The sequence below is a fragment of the Streptomyces speibonae genome (assembly GCF_984686075.1).
Genome location: NZ_OZ480260.1, coordinates 4,729,308 through 4,747,262, shown reverse-complemented (window position 1 = coordinate 4,747,262; position 17,955 = coordinate 4,729,308). Strand labels below are relative to the sequence as shown.

Here is a 17,955-nt window from a genome sequence, read left to right as displayed (position 1 = left end):
GCAGATCGGACAACGGTGACCAGCCAGCAACATGCGTGGGCGGCGGGCGACATGCCGCCCCACACCCACCCGATGTCGTTCGAGCAGGAGTCGATCTGGCTCAACGACCAGTTCCAAGAGGGTCGCTCCCGGTACGTCGAGTCTTGGGCCCTCCACATTCGCGGCCGTCTCGATGTCCGTGCGGTCGAGGCGGCGCTCGCCGAGATCGTCCGGCGCCACGAGGCACTGCGCAGCCGGCTCCACCTGGTCGCGGACCGCCCCGTGCAGACGGTGCTGCCCACCCGGCCCGTCACAGTCAACAGACGGCCGGTGCCGGACGGCCAGCTCCGGGACGCAATCCGGGAGGCAATTACTGGGCCGCTCCCCCTCGACTCCCCACCGCTGCTACGGGCATACCTCTTCGAACCCGTGGGCCTCGTGACGGGCGCCGATCAGATGAGGGGAGACAGGGAACCCACGTCCGTCCTCGTCGTCACCCTCCACCACGCCGTTATGGATGGTGCGAGCCTCCACTTACTCGACACGGAGTTCAGCGCCTGCTACCGGGCTGCGCTGGAGGGCACCGAGTTCCCGCTCCCCGAGCTGCGACGACAGATCGGTGCCTACGCTGAGCGCCAGCGGCGAGCGGCGCGGATCACGGACGAATACCACCTGACGCACTGGAAGTCGGTGCTGCACGACGCGCCCGACGAGTCGGCCCTGCCCACCGATCACGCGCGGCCTGCCGTGTTGAGCCACCGTGGCGGGCAGATCGAGTTCACACTCGACGCCGCGGTCACGCGCGGGATCCGTCGCCTTGCTCAGTGGCGGCACAGCACACCGTACGTGGTGCTGCTCGCCGCCCTCACCGCATTGACGTACCGGCTGAGCGGACAGGAGGACCTGATCATCGGCACGCCGGTCTCCCTGCGGACCGAACCCGAGCTGGACTCGGTGATCGCCTGCCTGGCCGAGGTGCTGCCGCTGCGGCAGAAGGTCACGGCAACAGACTCGTTCGCGTCCCTCGTATCCGCGGCGCAAGAGGTCGTCCTAGAGGCCGTCGAACACCGCGAGGTCTCCTTCAGCCGTCTCGTCGGCGAGTTGGGGATCGAGCGGACGCTCAGCCGGTTCCCACTCTTCCAGATAGTCTTCACCGCCGACCATGCAGAGCGCGCCAGGCTGAACCTGCCTGGCGCCACGGCCGATCCGCTCCACCTTCACAACGGCACGGCGAAGTATGACGTCTTCCTGAGCGTCGTCCCGGAGGGCGAAAGATTCCGCGGCTTTCTGGAGTACTCGGCCGACTTGTTCGACAGGCGGACCGCGGAGCGCCTCGTGGAGCGTTACCAGGTGCTGCTGGCGGACGCCGTGTCGAACCCGGAGTGTGAGCTGGGAGACCTGCTTATCCTGCCCGAGGCGGAGGAACAACTGATCCGCGGATTCTGGACGTCCGGCCAGTTGCCGGACTCCTCGCCCCCTCTGGCGCACGAGGTCTTCGATGCTCGCGCGCGCCGCAGTCCGCATGAGCCCGCAGCGGTGTGGGGCAACCGCAGCCTCTCCTATCACGGCCTCGCCGCCGAGTCCGACGAGCTCGCGTCGCTGCTTGTCAAGCAGGGACACGAAGGACAGCGCGTGGGCATCTGCGTGGAGCGGTCGTTCGCCCTGCCTGTCGCGGTACTTGCGGTGCTCAAGGCGGCGGGTGCCTGCGTACCGGTGGACGTCGGCTATCCGCCCGAGCGCATCGCGTACATGCTGCGAGACAGCGCCGCCACGGTGGTGCTGGCTTCACGCTCGAAGGCCGAGCGGTTGAGTCTGCCCGACGGCATCCCCGTGATCTGGCTGGATGACGTCCGCAGGGACCATGTCCCAACTGACCGGCCACCCGCCAGTGAGACCATGCCGCGACGTCAGCCCACCGCCGACGACCTTGCCTATGTCCTCTATACGTCCGGTTCTACCGGACGCCCTAAAGGCGTGGCGATGCAGCACCGTACCTTGGCCGGTCTGGTCGACTGGCAGCACCGCCGCTCTGCTTGCGGCCCCGGCTCGCGCACTGTGCAGTTCGCTCCGCTCAGCTTCGACGTCGCGTTCCAGGAAGTCTTCTCGACCTGGGCGTCAGGGGGCACCGTGGTCCTGGTCGAGGACACGGTGCGCACAGACCCAGAGCGACTGTACGCCGTGTTGACGGAACAGCACATCGGGCGGATCTTCCTTCCCTACGTCGCTCTGCAGCAACTCGCCCGGTACGCCTGCACCCAAGGGCGCCCATGCCCCTCACTCATGGAAGTGGTGACCTCCGGAGAACAGCTCTTCGTCACCCCCGCGATCCGGAGGTTCTTCACCGACCTCACCCGCGCGTCGCTGGAGAACCAGTACGGCCCGACGGAAACCCACGTGGTCACTGCGGAGCGCCTGGACGGGCCCCCCTCGGCATGGCCGGAACGCCCCCCCGTGGGGCGCCCCGTCCCCGGCGCACGCGTTTACGTACTCGACGACAGGATGTGCCCTCGACCGCTCGGCGCCACGGGCGAGCTCTACGTCGGAGGCAGAGCCGTCGCACAGGGCTATCTGGGACTGCCGCAGCTCACGGCCGAGCGGTTTCTGGAGGACCGCCATGCTCCGGCCCCGGGCCGCGTCTACCGTACGGGCGATGTGGCCAGGCTGTTAGCCGACGGCCGTATCGAACTCCTCGGCCGCACCGACGACCAGGTCAAGATCCGCGGGCACCGGGTTGAGATCGGTGAGGTCGAGTCGGCCGTCAAGGCCATCGACGGGGTGGCTGACGCCGTCGTGGTGACCACTTGCGCGGCGCCCAGTGAGGGAGAGCGGCTGATCGCAGGCTATCTACCGACGGCGGAAGGCAGCGTCTCACCCGACACGGTGCGTGCGGCGCTGCGTGAGCGCCTGCCCTCCTTCATGGTTCCGACGGCCTGCGTGCCCCTTGACTCGTTCCCTCTGACACCCAGCGGCAAGGTGGATCGGTCGGCCATCGCCCGGTCGCGGTCTACTGCCACCGCGCCGCCCGCGGCGACGATACGTCCTCGTACCGCCGCCGAGAAACGGATGAGCGTGCTGTGTGCGGGAGTTCTCGGGCTGGAGTCCGTCGGTGTTGAGGACAACTTCTTCGACCAAGGGGGTGACTCCCTACTCGCCGTGCAGCTCGCCCTTGCTCTGCGAGGGGAGTTCGGCGTCGGGCTACCGATGAACGCCGTCTACACTGCGCCCACGCCAGCGGCGCTGGCGATGCTCGTGGATCAGCTCGGCAAGCGGTCCGATGCACCCGACCCGTCGGACGATCTCGTCCTGCCGCCGGACATTGCAACCGCGTCGGAGGTGGTCCCGGTCGCTTCCGACCCGAAGGATATCCTGCTCACTGGTGCCACAGGATTCCTTGGCGCCTTCCTCCTGCGTGAACTGCTTGAACGCACCTCGGCCACGGTGTACTGCCTGGTACGGGGAACCGATCGGGCCCACGCGGTTGAGCGACTTCGCTCCACTCTGGAGAAGTACGGAATCACTTGCCCGGCGGCCGAGGAGAGGATCTTGGTCCTCGCGGGTGATCTGGCGCTGCCCCGGCTCGGGCTATCGGAGGAGACCTTCGACTGGCTCGCCCGCAACATAGACGTCGTCCACCATGCGGGAGCCACCGTCAACCTCGCTCAGACGTACGCCCAGTCCCGGGCAGCGAACGTCTTGGGCACGGTCGAGGTGCTGCGGCTGGCTGCCGCCCATCGCACAGTGCCAGTCCACTACATCTCGACGGTCGGTGTGTTCTCCGGACCCGGGATCAAGGGCCACCGGATCGCGGCGGACGAACCGCTCCCCCCACTCGACGGACTGGTACACGGCTACACACAGAGTAAGTGGGTGGCCGAGAAGCTGGTCGGAAGTGCTCGTGAGCGCGGCCTGCCCGTGTCCGTATACCGGCCCACCCGCATCGCGGGGGAGTCCACCACCGGCGCTTGCCAGAACGCGGACTTCCTCTGGCTGCTCCTCAAGGGCTGCGCACAGGCGGGTCTGGCTCCGCTGCTCGCCGACGTCGCCTTCGACCTCGTTCCGGTGGACTACGTAAGCCGGGCTGTCGTCACGCTGTCGTCCGAGCCCGGCGCGGTGGGCAGGAACTTTCATCTCTCCAGCGAACGGCTCCTGCCATTCGGCAAGGCAGTCGAGTGTCTGCGAGGGTTCGGCCATCCGATCGTGGAGGTCCCCGTACGGGAGTGGTTGCACGCTATCGAGGTGATGCCGGACAATGCTGCCTTCCCTCTGCTCGGGGTCATGGGCGAGGACGGGCAGGACGACGACCCTGAGGGCAGCGCACGCTTCGATTCGGCCGAGGTCTCCCGGATGCTACGCGGCAAGGGCATTTCTTGCCCCGACATCGACGAGAAGGTTTTCGCGGGCTATGTGCGCCACTTCGCCGACTCCGGATTTCTTCCGTCCCCGCCGAGCAAGGTCGTGCAGCGATGACCACACACCTATCACCCCCGCGGATTCTCCTGCTCGGCGGCACCGCCGAGAGCGCCCGAAAGGCGGCCGAGTGCGGCCTTCGCGTGGTCAACATTGAGAAGCCTGCCCTGTTCGAGCCTGATGCCGGGAAACACTGCGTTCAAACCCATCTGATCGACTACCAGGACATCGGACTCGTCACGGCTCTGGCTCGGACACTGCACGAACACAGCCCGTTCACACGAGTGCTCAGCCAGACCGAAGCAGGCCCCTTGGTAGCTGGGCATCTCACCACCGTCCTTGGGCTTGCCGGGAACGGGGCCGAGGTGACCCGCGTGCTCCACGACAAACTCGCCCTGCGGACGCGGCTGAACGCGCGGGGCATTGGAGCGGTCGCGGCCGAGCCGGGGACAACTCAGGACGCGCTGCGAGATTTTGTTTCCCACCACGGTGCCGCCGTGGTGAAGCCGACGATGGGCTCGGGGAGCCTCGCCGTCCGCAAGGTTCTCTCGCTCTCCGAGGTGGCCGAAACCTGGGATTGGCTGACCTCGTTCGGTGTGCGTCACTTCATGGTCGAGGAACTACTCGTCGGCGCTGAGCTCAGCGTGGAGACGTTCTCCGTCGGCGGCCGACACACCGTGCTGGCTATCACGGGTAAGGACAATGGCGACGGCGTGGTCGCCCTGGGCCATGTGGTCCCCGCAGCGCTGAGAGAGGAGGAGGCCTCAGCGGTCGCCGACATTACGCGGCGAACACTGGACGCCGTGGCTCTGGTTGAAGGTCCCGCGCACACAGAGGTCATCCTCACCGAGGCTGGACCCCGCGTGGTGGAGTCCCACAATCGCTGTGCTGGCGGCTATATCAACGAGCTCGTCGCCATGGTCCATGATGTTGACCTGGAACGGCTGACCTACCTTCTGGCCGGGTCGGCCGGCGTAGCCCTGCCGAAAGCGGTTCCCAAGGGCGCCGCAGCCGTGCGCTTCCTCACCCCGCCAGCTGGGCGCGTGGAGGCGGTTGAAGGAGTCGACGAGGCTCGGACGGCCAACGGGGTGGTGAAGGTCGAGGTCAAGGTCGAGCCCGGTCAGTACGTCAGCCCCCTGCACTGGTCGGAGGACCGGTCCGGAGCGGTCGTTGTACGCGCTGAGAACAGTGCGGCCGCCACATTCCGGGCACGTCAGGTCGCGGAGTCCATCGGGATACGAACCAAACCGCCTGAGCGGGAGCCGACAGTAACGATGGACGACCTGCTGGCGGCCGCGGAAGAAGTTCTCGACCCCTTCGCAGCAGGTGACCGGACCAGGCTGGACGAGGCAGGCCGTGCGAAGTCATGAACCGAGGACCACGACGCCTTGGTTGGGGATGGAGGGCCTTCCCCCGTGAAGGGGGGCACGCGGTTATTGATCACGCGGCGAGCGTGAGTTTAGCGGTGTGGTGTCGGCGTTCGTACTCGTTGGGCTCAGATGGCCGTTGGCGGAGTGCCGGCGGCGGGTGTTGTAGCGGGCCAGCCAGGCGAAGACGGCCCTGCGGCAAGTACCGGGCTTCACCGTAGTCGCTGGCTCCCTGGAGAGTCTCGCGTTTCAGGGGCACGTGAAAGCTCTCGCAGGCCGCGTTGTCGGCGCTGGTGCCGACCGCGCCCATCGACCGGGTCACCCCGAGCTGGTCGCAGAGGCCAGCGAAGGCCCGGGAGCCGTACTGGGCCCCGTAGACGCTCCCCTGTAGGTCAACCCCTCTGAACTAATCGGTTCGGCATGCTGTCCTGCTTGATCACGTAGTACGCCTCTCGGGCGACATATCGTTTGAGGCAGCGGGTGATCTCCATCTTCGACTTGCCCTCGGCGGTGCGGCGTTCGACGTACTTCCTTGTGTTCTCGTCGTAGTGGAGCCGACAGACGACGGCCATGTGAATGGCGGAGTTGGCCTGGCGGTCACCACCTCGGTTGAGCCGGTGATGCTGAACCTTGCCGGAGGAAGCCGGCAATGGGGCGACGCCGCAGAGTTTGGCGAAGCGGGCCTCGTCCGTGACGCGTTCGGGGTTGTCGCCGCAAGTGACCAGCAACTGGGCGGTGTTCTCGATTCCGAAGCCGGTCCGCTCCAGCAGCGAGGGTGCCAGTTCACGGATCAGAGGCTCGATCATCGCGTCGAGATCGGCGACCTCGTCGTTGAGTTCAAGGTAGCGGCGGGCCAGGGATTTGATCGCGATACGGGTGGCCGAGACGGGGTCGCGGAAGGCGGTCTCGTCCGGACGCCAGGCCACGCAGGTGCGGATCAGCTGCATCCGGGTCAGGTTGCGTACCTGGTCACGCAGTTCTTCCGGAGCGGAGATGATCTGGCAGCGGAGCATCTGCAGCGCCACCCGGCGGGCCTTGACCGCGGTGGAGCGGACGATACGCAGGACGCGTAAGGACTCGACCATTCCGGTGCGAGTCTTGGGCGTGATGGTGCGTTGGTCGGCCAGGGCTGCGTGGGCGGCGTTCTCGGCGTCGAGGGTGTCGTCCTTGCCGCGCCGTCGCTGGTCGGAGCGGTCGGGCCGGTTGACCTCGAGGATCTCGATGCCGGCCTGCTGCAGGTGACGCAGGAGCCCGGCGCCGTAGGAGCCGGTTCCCTCGATGCCGATGCGGCGCACGTCGCCGAAGGTGCGCATCCATCGGAGCATGGCGCGGTAACCGGCGCGGGTGGTGGAGAACGCCTCCGTTCCCAGGACCTGGTCGTCGGTGTCGATCACGGCGGCGACGTGCAGGTCTTTGTGGGTGTCCACGCCGCCGATGACGGCGCGTGAGGTAGATGGAATGCCGGCCATGTCGGCCTCCTCGCGGAAGAGAACGCGGTGGGTCGGCGCGCGTTCACCGAGGCGGCGGACAAGACAGTGATGGGACCTTGGCCAGGCTCTCCTTAAGAAGCCGTTGTCGTACCGTTCTCGGGACTTGGTGATCGAACGGTCGTCCCGATCGGGTGGTCGTGGTGTGCTCGGCGCATGAGAGGAGGGCCTCCTGAACAGCTCGCTGGTGTCGAATCACCGAGCATCAGGAGGCCCTGGTGTCGCAGTCTTGCGTGCCGATGCCTGTGCAGTCCACCGCGGGCACCCGGGAGTGTGACTGTCTGGCTCACCGGTTCGGAAACGCTGCCGACCATGCGCTGCACGAGCGCCGTTACCCGAGTGACATGACGGACGCGGAGTGGGCGGTGGTGCGGCCGCTGCTGCCGGAGCCTGGCTGGATGCGCGGCCGGGGCGGGCAGCCGGAGGCGTACTGCCACCGGGCGATGCTGGACGCCATCGCCTATCTCGTGGACAACGGGATCAAGTGGCGGGCGATGCCGGTCGACTTCCCGCCGTGGGACCGGGTCTACGCGTTCTTCCGCCGCTGGCGCGACCACGGCCTGGTCCGGGAGTTCCACGACCGGCTGCGCGGGCAGGTCCGCGAGAAGGCGGGGCGGGATCCCCGGCCGACGGCCGGGATGATCGATTCGCAGTCGGTCAAGGCGGACGCCGTGGTCGGCGCCGACAGTCGTGGCTTCGACGGCGGGAAGCTGGTCAACGGCCGCAAACGGCACGTCGTGGTCGACACCCTCGGCCTGCTGCTCGGCGTCATGGTCACCGGCGCGGATGCCGGCGACCGGGCCGCTGCCCGCGTCCTGCTGGAACAGGTTGCCGCTGCCCACCACCGCCTGGCCCTCGTCTGGGCCGACGGCGGCTACACCGGCAGCCTCGTCGAGCACTGCCTGGCCACGTTCGCCCTGGTGGTGGCGATCGTCAAGCGCAGCGACAACGTGAAGGGGTTCGTGGTGCTGCCCAAGCGGTGGATCGTCGAGCGTCTGTTCGCGCACCTGATGCGCAGCCGCCGCCTGGCCCGCGATTTCGAGCGCCGTGTCACCAGTGCCGAGGTGATGATCTACTGGTCGATGACCGCCCTCATGATCCGTCGCCTGGCCCGGCCGCACCGGGAGCGAGGGTGAACTGTCCGGGAGTGGGCTCGGCCAGCCAGCCCCGGGCGACCAGGCGTTTCGCCTTCGACCGCAATGCCTCCACCCGTGCCGGCACCACGTCCATGCCGAACCCCGCGGCCATTTCCTGGCACGTCACAGGCCCCTGCTCCAGACGGGCCCGGTCCGCGACTGCTTGAACGATCCGCTGGTAGTCGACCGACAGCACCGACGAGGCCATCCCCGCACGCCACACCGGCACCTGCGATTTCGGCCGGGCCGCATCACGGGATGTCGGCCACCCGCCCGCTTCCCGCGGACCGGCAGCGTCCTGAACGCCGGCACCGGCGGCTCCGTCGGGAGCCAGAACCGTGTCGACTCGCCGCCGGGCGATCAACCACTCCCGCAATTCCTCCTCGGCCGCGGCCAACTCGGCCTGGACGCGGTCGGCTTCCTCACGAAGCCCGTCGACCCGGCGTCGAGCAGCATGTTCCTGTTGTTCCAGCAGTCCGATGATCGAGGGCATTCACGGCCTCCCACGGAACGACAACGTGACAGGCCACTACTTTCACGGACCTACCGCACCCATCCACGACCTGCGGAAACCCACTGATCACACTCGGAAAGACAACAGCTTCTAAGTCACTCCCGTCGGCGAGGCGAGCGCCTCGCCGGGATGCTCCCGGGCCACCGACAAGTCCGAGGAAAGACAGCGCCGTCGGTCAGAGTGCGGGTCAGGAGGCCGCGAGAGCATCCCGGCACCGGCATCCTGGCGCATCCATCGCTGTGCGGGTCAAGAAGCCCGGGAACATCCGGTACCTCACATACTCACTGTCGGAGTGGAACACGGCGCCGTCCAGGGGGCCGTAGTCGTCCTCTTCGGCTTTGGCCTGGGCGTCGCGCTGATGCCCGCCACCTCCCTGGCCACCCACGGCGTCCGTCCCACCACGCGGGCGCCGCATCAGCCCTGGTCAACACAGCCCAGCAGATCGGCGGAGCCATCGGCGTCGCCCTGCTCAACACCCTCGCCGCCTCCGTCACGGCCACCTACCTGACAGACCGCACCACCTCACAGGACGTACAGCTGGACGGGCTGGTCCACGGCTACACCACCGCCTTCTGGTGGTCCATCGCCGCCCTCCTGCTCGCCATGCTCGCCGCCGCCGTCTTCGTCAACGCCAAGGTTCCCACCCAAGCCGTGGTCCCCGACAGCAGTGACGCGGAAGCCCCCCGTGCACTGACGGTCGCCCCCTGCCCCACCGCCTCTGCAGTGGTGCACGGTGTGGGGGCCAACGCCGACCTGCCCGCCCTGGAGACACTTTGAGCAGGGGCCGACCACACCGATTGACCGTGTGCGGTTGCACCGGCCTACGCTCCCCTCGGTCCTGACTCGTCACCCGTACGCTTCCCTGGCTTCCCGGTGACGCTGTCGGAGCGGTGCCCGTGTCGCCGGTAGGGAGCCTCGTCCGGGTGCAGGCGCAGCCGGGTGTGTCGCCAGGCGGTGTCGAACGACAGGTCGTTCCGGCTGGTTCGGAGCAGGCGCCAGGCGTGCCAGCTGGTCCGTGGTGCGAGCAGCCAGCGCCAGACCGTCGCGCTCACCGGCTTCGCCCGGCCGGCCGCGAGCCGTTCATGTGCCGCTCGGCGGTTTGGTCGCGTGCGGGTGTCCGTTTGCCTTGAGGAGGGCCTCTGCTCTGGCCGCGTGCTCAGGGCGTTTCGCGTGGCGCATCCCAGCGGTGAGGACTTCGTACACCATGCGCTTTTGCGGCGGGTCCTGGAAGCTGTCCAGGAACTCTCGGATCACCTCGAGGGCCGCGTAGTCGACCGTACGTTCGCGCTCGGGGCGGTGCTGGGCGAAGGCGGCCGCGATCTCGTCCAGCGTCCCGGGTACAGGGAGGGTGGCCCAGTGATCGGGCTGTTGCTGGATCCACCGGACGAGCAGCGCTGCGGGGTGGGCAAGCTCCTCTGCCGTGGCCTCGGCCGCCTGTCGGCGCAGGAGGTCGGTGACGGCCTGGCGTCTCTGTGCGGTGAGCAGGGACCGTACGGCGGCCTGGTCGTCGGGCAGCAGGGTCAGGCTCAGCTCGGCCTTGTACTCGAGCGGAGGCTCGGTCGCTAGCGACCGCCTGCAGGCAAGGTGGCGGGCACAGACGTCGCGGGCGGTAGCCAGGTCGGCGGGGTCGCAGGTCGGCGAGATGTCGCAGGCGGCCTGCCGCAGGGCGGCCCGGATGGCCGCGGCCAGCTCCTCCGTCTGCTGGGGGTATGGAGGCTCGGTGAGGACCGTGGCCCTGATCCGGGCGGTGAATCCGATGCCGGGCACTTTGCTGGGCAGCCGGGCCTCGAAGCGGGACAGGATGCGCCGTAGTGCTCGTCGGGTGCGGCGGTGCGCCCAGCGGGTGGGTGCCACGGCTCAGGACTCCGTGGCTTCTGCGGCCGGGGGCGGTGACGGTGCGAGAACGGGAAGCTGGAGGTCCCTGCGCAGTGCAATGACGGGTTCGTCGTACTGGACGCCCGGCTCACCGAAGACGAAGGCTGCCACGGGGCTGGTGTACAGGTGTTCCGTGACCACCTGTCGCAGGATGTCGGTGACCAGGTCCTGCGGTACCAGGCCCTCCGCACGGGCGCGGGCCCAGGCGATCATCAGATCGCGGCACTGGGATGCGACTCGGGTGTCGGCCAGGGCCGCGTGCCAGCCACGCAGCAGGGCTGCTCTGATCTCTGGTGCTTCGTCGGCGGCTGCCATCAGGACCTGCAGGGCATGGGCGTCGTCCCGTGGGTCGAGCAGGGACAGGAAGGCGCGGTGACCGGCCAGATGCCCGGGTTCGGTGGCCCACTTGCTGACCGTGGCCCAGACCCGGGGAAGCTGTCCCGGGCGCGCGGCCATGGTGCGCAAGGCCGTCTCCGCAGTGCGTACGGCGGTGTCCGCATCGGCCCGGTCGAGGATGTGGCGCAGGCGTACGAGCGTCTGCCGGGGGTAGTGTTCGGCGAACTCGCTCTGGCAGACCAGGGCGACGACCGTGCTCACGGACGCCGCGTCCACTTGGGCCCAGTCCAGGAGCCTTGACCTGACCTTCGGGCCCAGGGTGTCCGCCTCGGCCGCCTGGGCGAACACACCGGCGATCAATTCTCGGTGCTCGGTGGTGGTGTTGCCGTTGTCGATCCAGATGCGGATCTGGTCGATGACCTTGATGTCGTTCTGGGTGATGGCCAGTTCGACGAGGAGTGTGCTGACGGCGGCCAGGCGTGAGGCGCCGGGTTCACCGGGTGAGGTGATGGTGTCCAGCCACTTGAGTAGATGCCTGTGGATGTCGGGGCGCTGCTGCCACAGATGGTTGAGCACGGCTTGTGCGTAGCCGGGCCGGTGGTCGAGGGTCGTCTGCCGTCCTGTCACCTGAGCACCGATGCCGCGCAGCCGGGTGGCGAGGTCGGGGCCGCTGAGAATGACCTCCACGTCTTCCTGGGGGCCCTTGCCCAGGAGTCGGTAGGAGGCGTTCTGAATACTGGTGGCATCGCCGCCGCTCAGGAAGAGAGTCGCGATCAGGAGCGCTCTGTCTCTGGGACCGGTCTGCTTGAAGACGTTGACGACCTGTGTGCGCCACTGCTGGAAGGCGGCCATCGCCGTCTTCAGCCCGTCGGCCGAGTTCTCGGTCCGGGCGAGTTCGTCGGCCAGCCGCACGGCGTCAGTGGGGCTGGAAGCGTCCGACAGCAGGTGTGCGGCTTGGCCCACCATCCCCGCGCCATCGGCGTTGGTGGCCGTGTTGAGCCAGCGGATGCGCTCCGGCATGCGGTGGAGGTGCTCGAGGTGCTTCTCCGCCACTCGATGAGGGGCCGGCCTGTTCTTCGCCCTGACGACGACTCTGCCCAGGGTCCCGGACTCGTCCTCGGGCCAGGAATGTTCGTCGGCGACGACGACCAGGAAGGAGCCGACGCGACGAAGCTTCTCCGCGTGGGTCACGAGGGCCTTGGCGACCTCGTCGGGTTTGTCCCAGCTACTGATCTCCGCTGCGACATCCAGCAGGTAGCCGGTGCCCGGCCGGTCCGGCAGAGAACCGATGTCCGGAGCTTCGGCCTTGTCCCAGTCAGGTTGGACCACACTCAGCGGCAGCGGCTTTCCGTCGCTGCCGCTCTCAGTGCGGGACACCTGCCACAGGGCCCTGATTGCGGCTGTGCGCTTTCCATAACCGGCCAGGCCGGCGATCACTGCCAGAGCTGGTCCGTCCGACGTCAGCTGCGACACGGCATCGCCGGGGGCGGTTACTGCACCGCCGTCGTGGTCGGTGTCCACCCAGGCCAGGCTCACCACGTCCAAGTCGGCCTGAGGGATGCCGGTCTCGGGCAGGCGCTTGCGCATGTTGACATCGCGGCCTGCGATGATGATCTGCGACCGCTCCACCTCGTGGACGTCGATCCGTGGTGCGTCCCGTTCCGGGGCGGTCGGCACGGAAGAAGGAGGAGCGGCGGGTGCAGCCGGCGGCGGGGGCGGCACAGCCTCCGGCCCGGGCGCGTTCATGTCGCTCACTTCTCATCCTCGGACGCTCGGTAGGTGAAGTCGCCGGCGGTGACCGAGCCACCGGCGATGAGCACCTGACTGCTGGTGGTGTCGCGCACACTCACCCGTTCTCGGATCGCACCGGACTCGTCCGACCTGTCCACCAAGGCCGCAAGGTCCGCAGCCGCCGCCCGGTTCTTCTGCAGGAACGCGGCCAACTGGATCTGCAACTCCTGCTCCAACGTCTTCACGACGGAGGCGCGGTCGCTGTCCGCGCTCTCGACCAGCCGCACTCGCGCGGCATCCAGCAGCTGCAGCTCCTGCTCCGCCGTCTCCTCTCCCCCCTTCCGGAAGAGCCTGGCCATCGCTCCGCGCACGGTTTCCCAGCTGCTCCTGGCCATCTCTGCCACGAGCACAGCGGCTCCGCCCGCGGCCACCTGCATCAGGTTCAACGGGTCTCCCATGGCTTTCCCCCTGAAATCATGTAGATCGGCGGCACATCAGCCACCACAGGGTGCAAAAACCCAAAGATCACCACAATCAGAATGGTTCGCCTTGTCCTGAAGCGACTGACGCATGTACGGGCACGATCCAGCCATTGCTAGGCAGTGGATCCCTCGACTCCGGATCACCCAGTCAACCGAACGCCTGCACAAAGCACTCAATACTCCGTCCGTGTGACGCGGAGACCGGCCATCGTGGGGTGTCAGTCCGGCAGTCAGAATGTGGCGGGATTGCGCTACCGGCCCCACGTGAGTGCTGCGCGCAACCTGTCTGACACGACGTTTCCGCCGACAGGACGGTTGGCCCCGTCGGACTCCCTCAGCGTCCCGAGGCCGCCATAGATGCGCCACTGGCGCCTTCGTCGCGGTAACTCACCGCGAGCGCGGGCGAGCGCTTCACTCGCCGGGCGCGGCTGCGCTTCGATGTGAGCCGGCGCGTATCTCCAGGTCAGCCGTACGCGCTCCCCTCACAGCGGTCTGCAGCGCACCACATGACCCATTGCGCTTCCAATCGCCGGGGAGACAACGGGAGTTGTTGTTGTCTATGCTGTCGCGCGGATCACCAGGACTATGTCTGTTGAGGGAGAACGTGGGAGAGGCACCTGTGCACGACACCCGCGACTTCCTGTCTCACCTGGGACGTCAGACAGAAGCGCTGCGCGAGGACATCGAAGCGGTCCGCCGTGAGCGGGACGAGGCAGCTTCGCGGCTCGCGACGCTCGAGATGCGGCTGGCGGACAACACCGCACTGCTGCGCGCGATGCGGGCCTACACCGGTGAAGACGACAGCGCCGACAGCAAGGCCGACCCCCGCGAAACGGCCCCGACTGACGAGGGCAACCGGAAGATGTCGATCGAGGAGTGCATCCTCCACATCCTGCGCGGGCAGAGCGACCTGCTCCCCCTGGAGATCATGCGCAAGGCACAGGCTCTTGGCGTGACAAGGTCCGCGTCGAGCATCCGTGCCCGGCTCAGCAAGCTCCACAAGGAGGGAATCGTGGTGCGCGACGCCGAGTCTCGGTACCGGCTCGCGGGATCGGGGGCCACAAGGGACGCATAGGGCTCACACAAGCAGAGCGGCCGCCGCAAGTTCGCAGCCCACGGCGGCCGTTGGCGCATGCCTCCAGATAAGGGCTCACACACCGGTGGTCAGCATAGGCCATGCGGCCGGTTTGGAGTGAGCCCTTTCCGAAACCGCCGAGGTCCTCGGCGACGTACGGAAAGTAAGACCACGACATGAGTGCTTCCACCTCCGGCCCGGCCGGACACTCCCGCCACCGCGCCACCGCACACGACGCCGGTACCCACGCCGCGTCCACGGGCAAGATGGCCTCCTACCGCATGCCACCCGTCAGTGTCCCGGCCGACCGCCAGATCGACCTCCTGGCCGCCACCGTCACCACGTGCGCGACCGGCCGCTCCGCAGCCAAGATCCGTGACCTCACCCGCGAGACGGGACTCACCCGCGACGTCACCGCCGCCCTGCGCTTCCTGACCGACACCGGCCTGCTGACCTCCGGACCCGCCGGATGGGCTCCCACCGTGGCCGGCGCACGCGTCGGCCGGGCCTGGCCCACCGACCGGGAAGCGGCACGCACACTGCTCGGCGATGCCTGGCGCGACTGCTGGGTGCACCAGCTGCTCGTCTCGTCCGTGACTCCGGACGCCTCGCTCAGCGCTGAAGACATCGCAAAGGCGATGAGGCCGTATCCGACGTCCCGCCTCACCCCGTGGGTCCACCTGGTGGACTGGCTGGAGCTCGCCCGGTACGTAGAACGGTCCGACGGGGGGAGCCTACGCCTGACGACGCCGGCCGGCAGTACGTCGCAGGAGACCCCTCGGGACTCCCACCGCTCCGACGCCGCCGCGCCATCCGACCCGCAGCTCGGCCTGGTGCTGCCTCTGAGTATCGACCAGCTCGGACAGCTGACCGCCGAGGACTACCGGGCGGTCATGCAGTCGCTCGCCGCGATCTACGACGTACTGGCCCGCCAGAGGGCCTGACCCGGGGCGTCCGCACTCCGCGGGCGCCGGCCGACGTCACCTCTTTGCGCGCCAGCGTGTGCATGCGCTGATCACCACCCCAATTCTGGTGTGTACTTGCACCACCTTGGGAGGTTTCACCATGCCCGTACCGTGCGCGCCGCTACCCGACCGACCCCCGCCCGACAGCACCAGCACGTCCGCACACCCCGCTGCGGACGTGCTGTTCGAGCATGCCGTCGCGCAGGCCGTCACCCATTGGAACGACATGACTTCCCAGGGACAGATGTCCCCCCAGAGCAACCGCGCCTTCCGGCAACTGCTGGAGCGCTACGCGCGCTACAGCCACAATCGAGGCGTCACCCTCCTCAGCGAGGCGACGCCCGACATCGCCGAGGACTTCGTCTTCGCCCAGGGCCGCACCCGGCACGGCCGGATCGGCGACTCCGCCAACGCCACCCTCCACCAGCGCCGCGCGGTCCTGCGCTCCTTCTACCGGATCCTGTTCGACCTCGGTCTCAGCGGTACCGATCCCACCCGTGGCATCCGGCTGCCCGAACGCACCCGCACCCGGGTCAGACCGCTGGACGAGGACGAGGCCATCGCCGTACGCCAGGCTGCCGAGTACGTCTCCCGCCCCAGCCGGCACGCCGCGGCAGCAGCCCTTGCACTGTCCGGCGGGCACACTGGGGAGATCGGCCACATCCATGTCCGCGACCTGGACGAGCAGGCCGCCGCGGTCTGGATGCACGGCTCCACACGCACCGACCCCCGCTGGTGCCCGCTCGACCCTTGGGCCCTGCGTGTCCTCAAGGCCCGCGCCGCGTTCGTCACCCGACAGCGGCTACGCGCCGAAACAGCACCGGACGCACGACTCGCCGTCTCCTCAGCCCCGGCCCCGGACGAACAGCTGCAGGCCAGAGCCTGCGTCGCCCTGGCCGACCTCATCCGCCGCATCGGCCTGAGCGCCGACCCCCACGTCAAACCGGCATCCCTGACCGCATACACGGCAGTCCGCGTGTGGGACGCCACCCGGAAGGTCGAGGACGTGGCCCGCCGACTCGGCCTTCGCTCCCTCGACCGTGCCGCCGACCTGATCGGCCTCGACTGGACCACCCCGGAGCCGGAACGAGGGGGCTGTCATGCCTGACGACATCTTCCAGGACCCCCTTCCACCGGCCCAGCGCACACCACGCAAGCGCGCCTTCACCGAACGAGACCGCCGCACCTTGCACGAACGGCTCACCGACTGCGCCCACAACCCCGACCTCTACACCCTTGCCGAGGCTCTCCCCCCTCCCGGCAGGGCCGGACGCCGACGCGAACACCCGGACGTCACCTTCCTCTTCTTCCTCGCCGCCCGCAGCGTGCTCGCCTCGGCTCGCCGCACCGCGGCACACCTCGAGCACCCCGAGGTATGGAGAATCTTCAGGACAGGCGCGCGCGCCCAACTCGGCGCCGACGCCACCCTGTTCCTCCCTGACACCGGACCGAGCCGCAACCAGTGGCTCCGCGCCCAGCGCCGCCTACGCGACCACGCCGACGACCTGTGGGTCCTGTACCGCGACCTCGCCCTGAATCAGGCACTCGAACAGGGAATCTTCCCGGAAGACGAAACCCGCTCCTGGAGCAACCCTCGACGCCACCAGCTCATGGCAGCCGATGGAACGGTCCTCAAGTCCCCGACCCTCGCGCGCGCCGAGCGCAGCGTCGACCTGAGAACCGGGGAAATCCGCTACCACCGCGTCGACCCCGCATCGGCACCGCAAAAGGAAGGAGGGGGAAACGAAGCCTACGGACCCAAATACATCTTCTTCTCCGCCCGGAAGAACGAGAACTACCTGTCTCGAGTATTCCTCGACGCCCGCTATGTTCCCCACAAGCACCCCGGAGGAGAAGCAGCCGTCGCGGTCGACGGCGTCCTCGACATCATGAGGGCAGCCCCCGGATGCATGGGAGTGCTCTACGACGGTGCCATGCGCGGCAGACACCGAGACGCCATATCCCGGGAAGGCGGACTCGTCATCAACAAACAGCACAAGGGAAACGAACCGCAATTCTACGAATCCCTGCGCCCAGGACGCTGCATCCACGAATTGTGGGCCGCTGACGGACGCATCGCGGAAAAGGTCCACTTCGCGGACGGGACGACAGAACTGATCCCGGTCCCCATCAGAAAACTGGAGAGGCGAGGCACCCGGACCTTCCGCTGGTACCACCTGCTGGACATCCCCTGCCGCCGCGGCCCCCACTCCTACCGCGTCGCCGTCGGCACCACCAGCCGCACCGGTGAACGCCCCGCCGGCCACAGCGACGAAGAACGCGGATTCCACCGGGCTGAGCACCTCCAGCAAATACCTGAGTACACCCGCGCCCATCAGCTCATCTACCCCTACCGCAGCGACGCCGAGTCGGGCCACTCCCAACTCGACGCCTCCCTGTGGAACGGACGCCTCATCTCCTACGGCGTCCAGGCCCAGAAGCTCCTCGCCCTCGGCTTCGCCCTCGCCCAGAACTCCACCAGTCGCGCCCTCCACTACCAGGCCACACCCCTGCTGAGCCCCACGGCCTGACCACCTCAGCCGCCAACCAACCCACACCAGCGCCCGCCCGAGCCCCGATCCGGTACCCTGTGGATCGAGC

The 17,955-nt window shown here is 68.1% G+C and carries 12 protein-coding genes and 1 pseudogene; 7 read left to right on the top strand and 6 right to left on the bottom strand.

Annotation, left to right across the window (positions count from 1 at the left end; translation table 11 throughout):
- Window positions 1-15 precede the first annotated feature (15 nt).
- Window positions 16-4,446: a non-ribosomal peptide synthetase gene (locus AC5L3C_RS21560; RefSeq protein ID WP_493650385.1), complete on the top strand. Its 4,431-nt coding sequence runs from the start codon at window positions 16-18 to the stop codon at window positions 4,444-4,446.
- Window positions 4,443-5,756 carry an ATP-grasp domain-containing protein gene (locus AC5L3C_RS21555; protein ID WP_493650384.1) on the top strand — a complete coding sequence of 438 codons (1,314 nt, stop codon included), beginning with the start codon at window positions 4,443-4,445 and terminating at the stop codon, window positions 5,754-5,756. Before AC5L3C_RS21560 ends, AC5L3C_RS21555 begins: the two co-directional genes overlap by 4 nt.
- Window positions 5,757-5,819: 63 nt before the next feature.
- On the opposite strand, the pseudogene AC5L3C_RS21550 reads toward AC5L3C_RS21555, so the two are convergent.
- Both AC5L3C_RS21550 and AC5L3C_RS21545 read right to left on the bottom strand, forming a co-directional pair.
- A pseudogene (locus tag AC5L3C_RS21550) lies at window positions 5,820-6,144 on the bottom strand (integrase core domain-containing protein); the annotation flags it as partial.
- Window position 6,145: 1 nt separating this feature from the next.
- Window positions 6,146-7,222: an IS110 family RNA-guided transposase gene (locus AC5L3C_RS21545; RefSeq protein WP_493650383.1), complete on the bottom strand. Its 1,077-nt coding sequence runs from the start codon at window positions 7,220-7,222 to the stop codon at window positions 6,146-6,148.
- A gap of 362 nt (window positions 7,223-7,584) precedes the next feature.
- Here AC5L3C_RS21545 and AC5L3C_RS21540 point away from each other — a divergent pair, with 362 nt between their 5' ends.
- Window positions 7,585-8,376 (top strand): IS5 family transposase, encoded by a 792-nt coding sequence (locus AC5L3C_RS21540; RefSeq protein ID WP_472094517.1) that lies wholly within the window; start codon window positions 7,585-7,587, stop codon window positions 8,374-8,376.
- On the opposite strand, the gene AC5L3C_RS21535 is transcribed toward AC5L3C_RS21540, so the two are convergent.
- The 4 genes from AC5L3C_RS21535 to AC5L3C_RS21520 all read right to left on the bottom strand — a co-directional run bounded on the left by AC5L3C_RS21535 (window position 8,333) and on the right by AC5L3C_RS21520 (window position 13,278).
- Entirely contained in the window at window positions 8,333-8,869 is a 537-nt protein-coding gene (locus AC5L3C_RS21535; protein ID WP_472094515.1) for a hypothetical protein, read from the bottom strand. The two genes, AC5L3C_RS21540 and AC5L3C_RS21535, sit on opposite strands and share 44 nt — an antisense overlap.
- A gap of 1,101 nt (window positions 8,870-9,970) precedes the next feature.
- On the bottom strand, window positions 9,971-10,744 hold the full coding sequence (locus AC5L3C_RS21530; protein WP_493650382.1) for a hypothetical protein: 774 nt from the start codon (window positions 10,742-10,744) through the stop codon (window positions 9,971-9,973).
- A 3-nt stretch (window positions 10,745-10,747) separates the two neighbouring features.
- Window positions 10,748-12,778, bottom strand: coding sequence for a hypothetical protein (locus tag AC5L3C_RS21525; protein WP_493650381.1), 2,031 nt, complete (start codon window positions 12,776-12,778; stop codon window positions 10,748-10,750).
- A 74-nt stretch (window positions 12,779-12,852) separates the two neighbouring features.
- A complete protein-coding gene (locus AC5L3C_RS21520) occupies window positions 12,853-13,278 on the bottom strand; it encodes a hypothetical protein (protein WP_493650380.1) in 426 nt (141 codons plus the stop codon).
- A 655-nt stretch (window positions 13,279-13,933) separates the two neighbouring features.
- On the opposite strand from AC5L3C_RS21520, the gene AC5L3C_RS21515 reads away from it, so the two are divergent.
- From AC5L3C_RS21515 to AC5L3C_RS21500, 4 genes are all read left to right on the top strand, one after another.
- Window positions 13,934-14,389: a hypothetical protein gene (locus AC5L3C_RS21515; protein WP_493650379.1), complete on the top strand. Its 456-nt coding sequence runs from the start codon at window positions 13,934-13,936 to the stop codon at window positions 14,387-14,389.
- 176 nt (window positions 14,390-14,565) lie between these two features.
- Window positions 14,566-15,333, top strand: coding sequence for a hypothetical protein (locus AC5L3C_RS21510; protein WP_493650378.1), 768 nt, complete (start codon window positions 14,566-14,568; stop codon window positions 15,331-15,333).
- 121 nt (window positions 15,334-15,454) lie between these two features.
- Window positions 15,455-16,462 carry a site-specific integrase gene (locus tag AC5L3C_RS21505; RefSeq protein WP_493650377.1) on the top strand — a complete coding sequence of 336 codons (1,008 nt, stop codon included), beginning with the start codon at window positions 15,455-15,457 and terminating at the stop codon, window positions 16,460-16,462.
- The gene (locus AC5L3C_RS21500) at window positions 16,455-17,885 is read left to right on the top strand and encodes a hypothetical protein (RefSeq protein ID WP_493650376.1); all 1,431 of its coding nucleotides are present in this window, start codon (window positions 16,455-16,457) and stop codon (window positions 17,883-17,885) included. Before AC5L3C_RS21505 ends, AC5L3C_RS21500 begins: the two co-directional genes overlap by 8 nt.
- The last annotated feature ends 70 nt before the right edge of the window (window positions 17,886-17,955 follow it).

Coding starts and splice junctions, on each gene's coding strand:
- AC5L3C_RS21555 (WP_493650384.1), top strand. CDS start 4,443: ATGACCACACACCTATCACCCCCGCGGATTCTCCTGCTCGGCGGCACC.
- AC5L3C_RS21545 (WP_493650383.1), bottom strand. CDS start 7,222: ATGGCCGGCATTCCATCTACCTCACGCGCCGTCATCGGCGGCGTGGAC.
- AC5L3C_RS21540 (WP_472094517.1), top strand. CDS start 7,585: ATGACGGACGCGGAGTGGGCGGTGGTGCGGCCGCTGCTGCCGGAGCCT.
- AC5L3C_RS21535 (WP_472094515.1), bottom strand. CDS start 8,869: ATGCCCTCGATCATCGGACTGCTGGAACAACAGGAACATGCTGCTCGA.
- AC5L3C_RS21510 (WP_493650378.1), top strand. CDS start 14,566: ATGAGTGCTTCCACCTCCGGCCCGGCCGGACACTCCCGCCACCGCGCC.
- AC5L3C_RS21505 (WP_493650377.1), top strand. CDS start 15,455: ATGCCCGTACCGTGCGCGCCGCTACCCGACCGACCCCCGCCCGACAGC.
- AC5L3C_RS21500 (WP_493650376.1), top strand. CDS start 16,455: ATGCCTGACGACATCTTCCAGGACCCCCTTCCACCGGCCCAGCGCACA.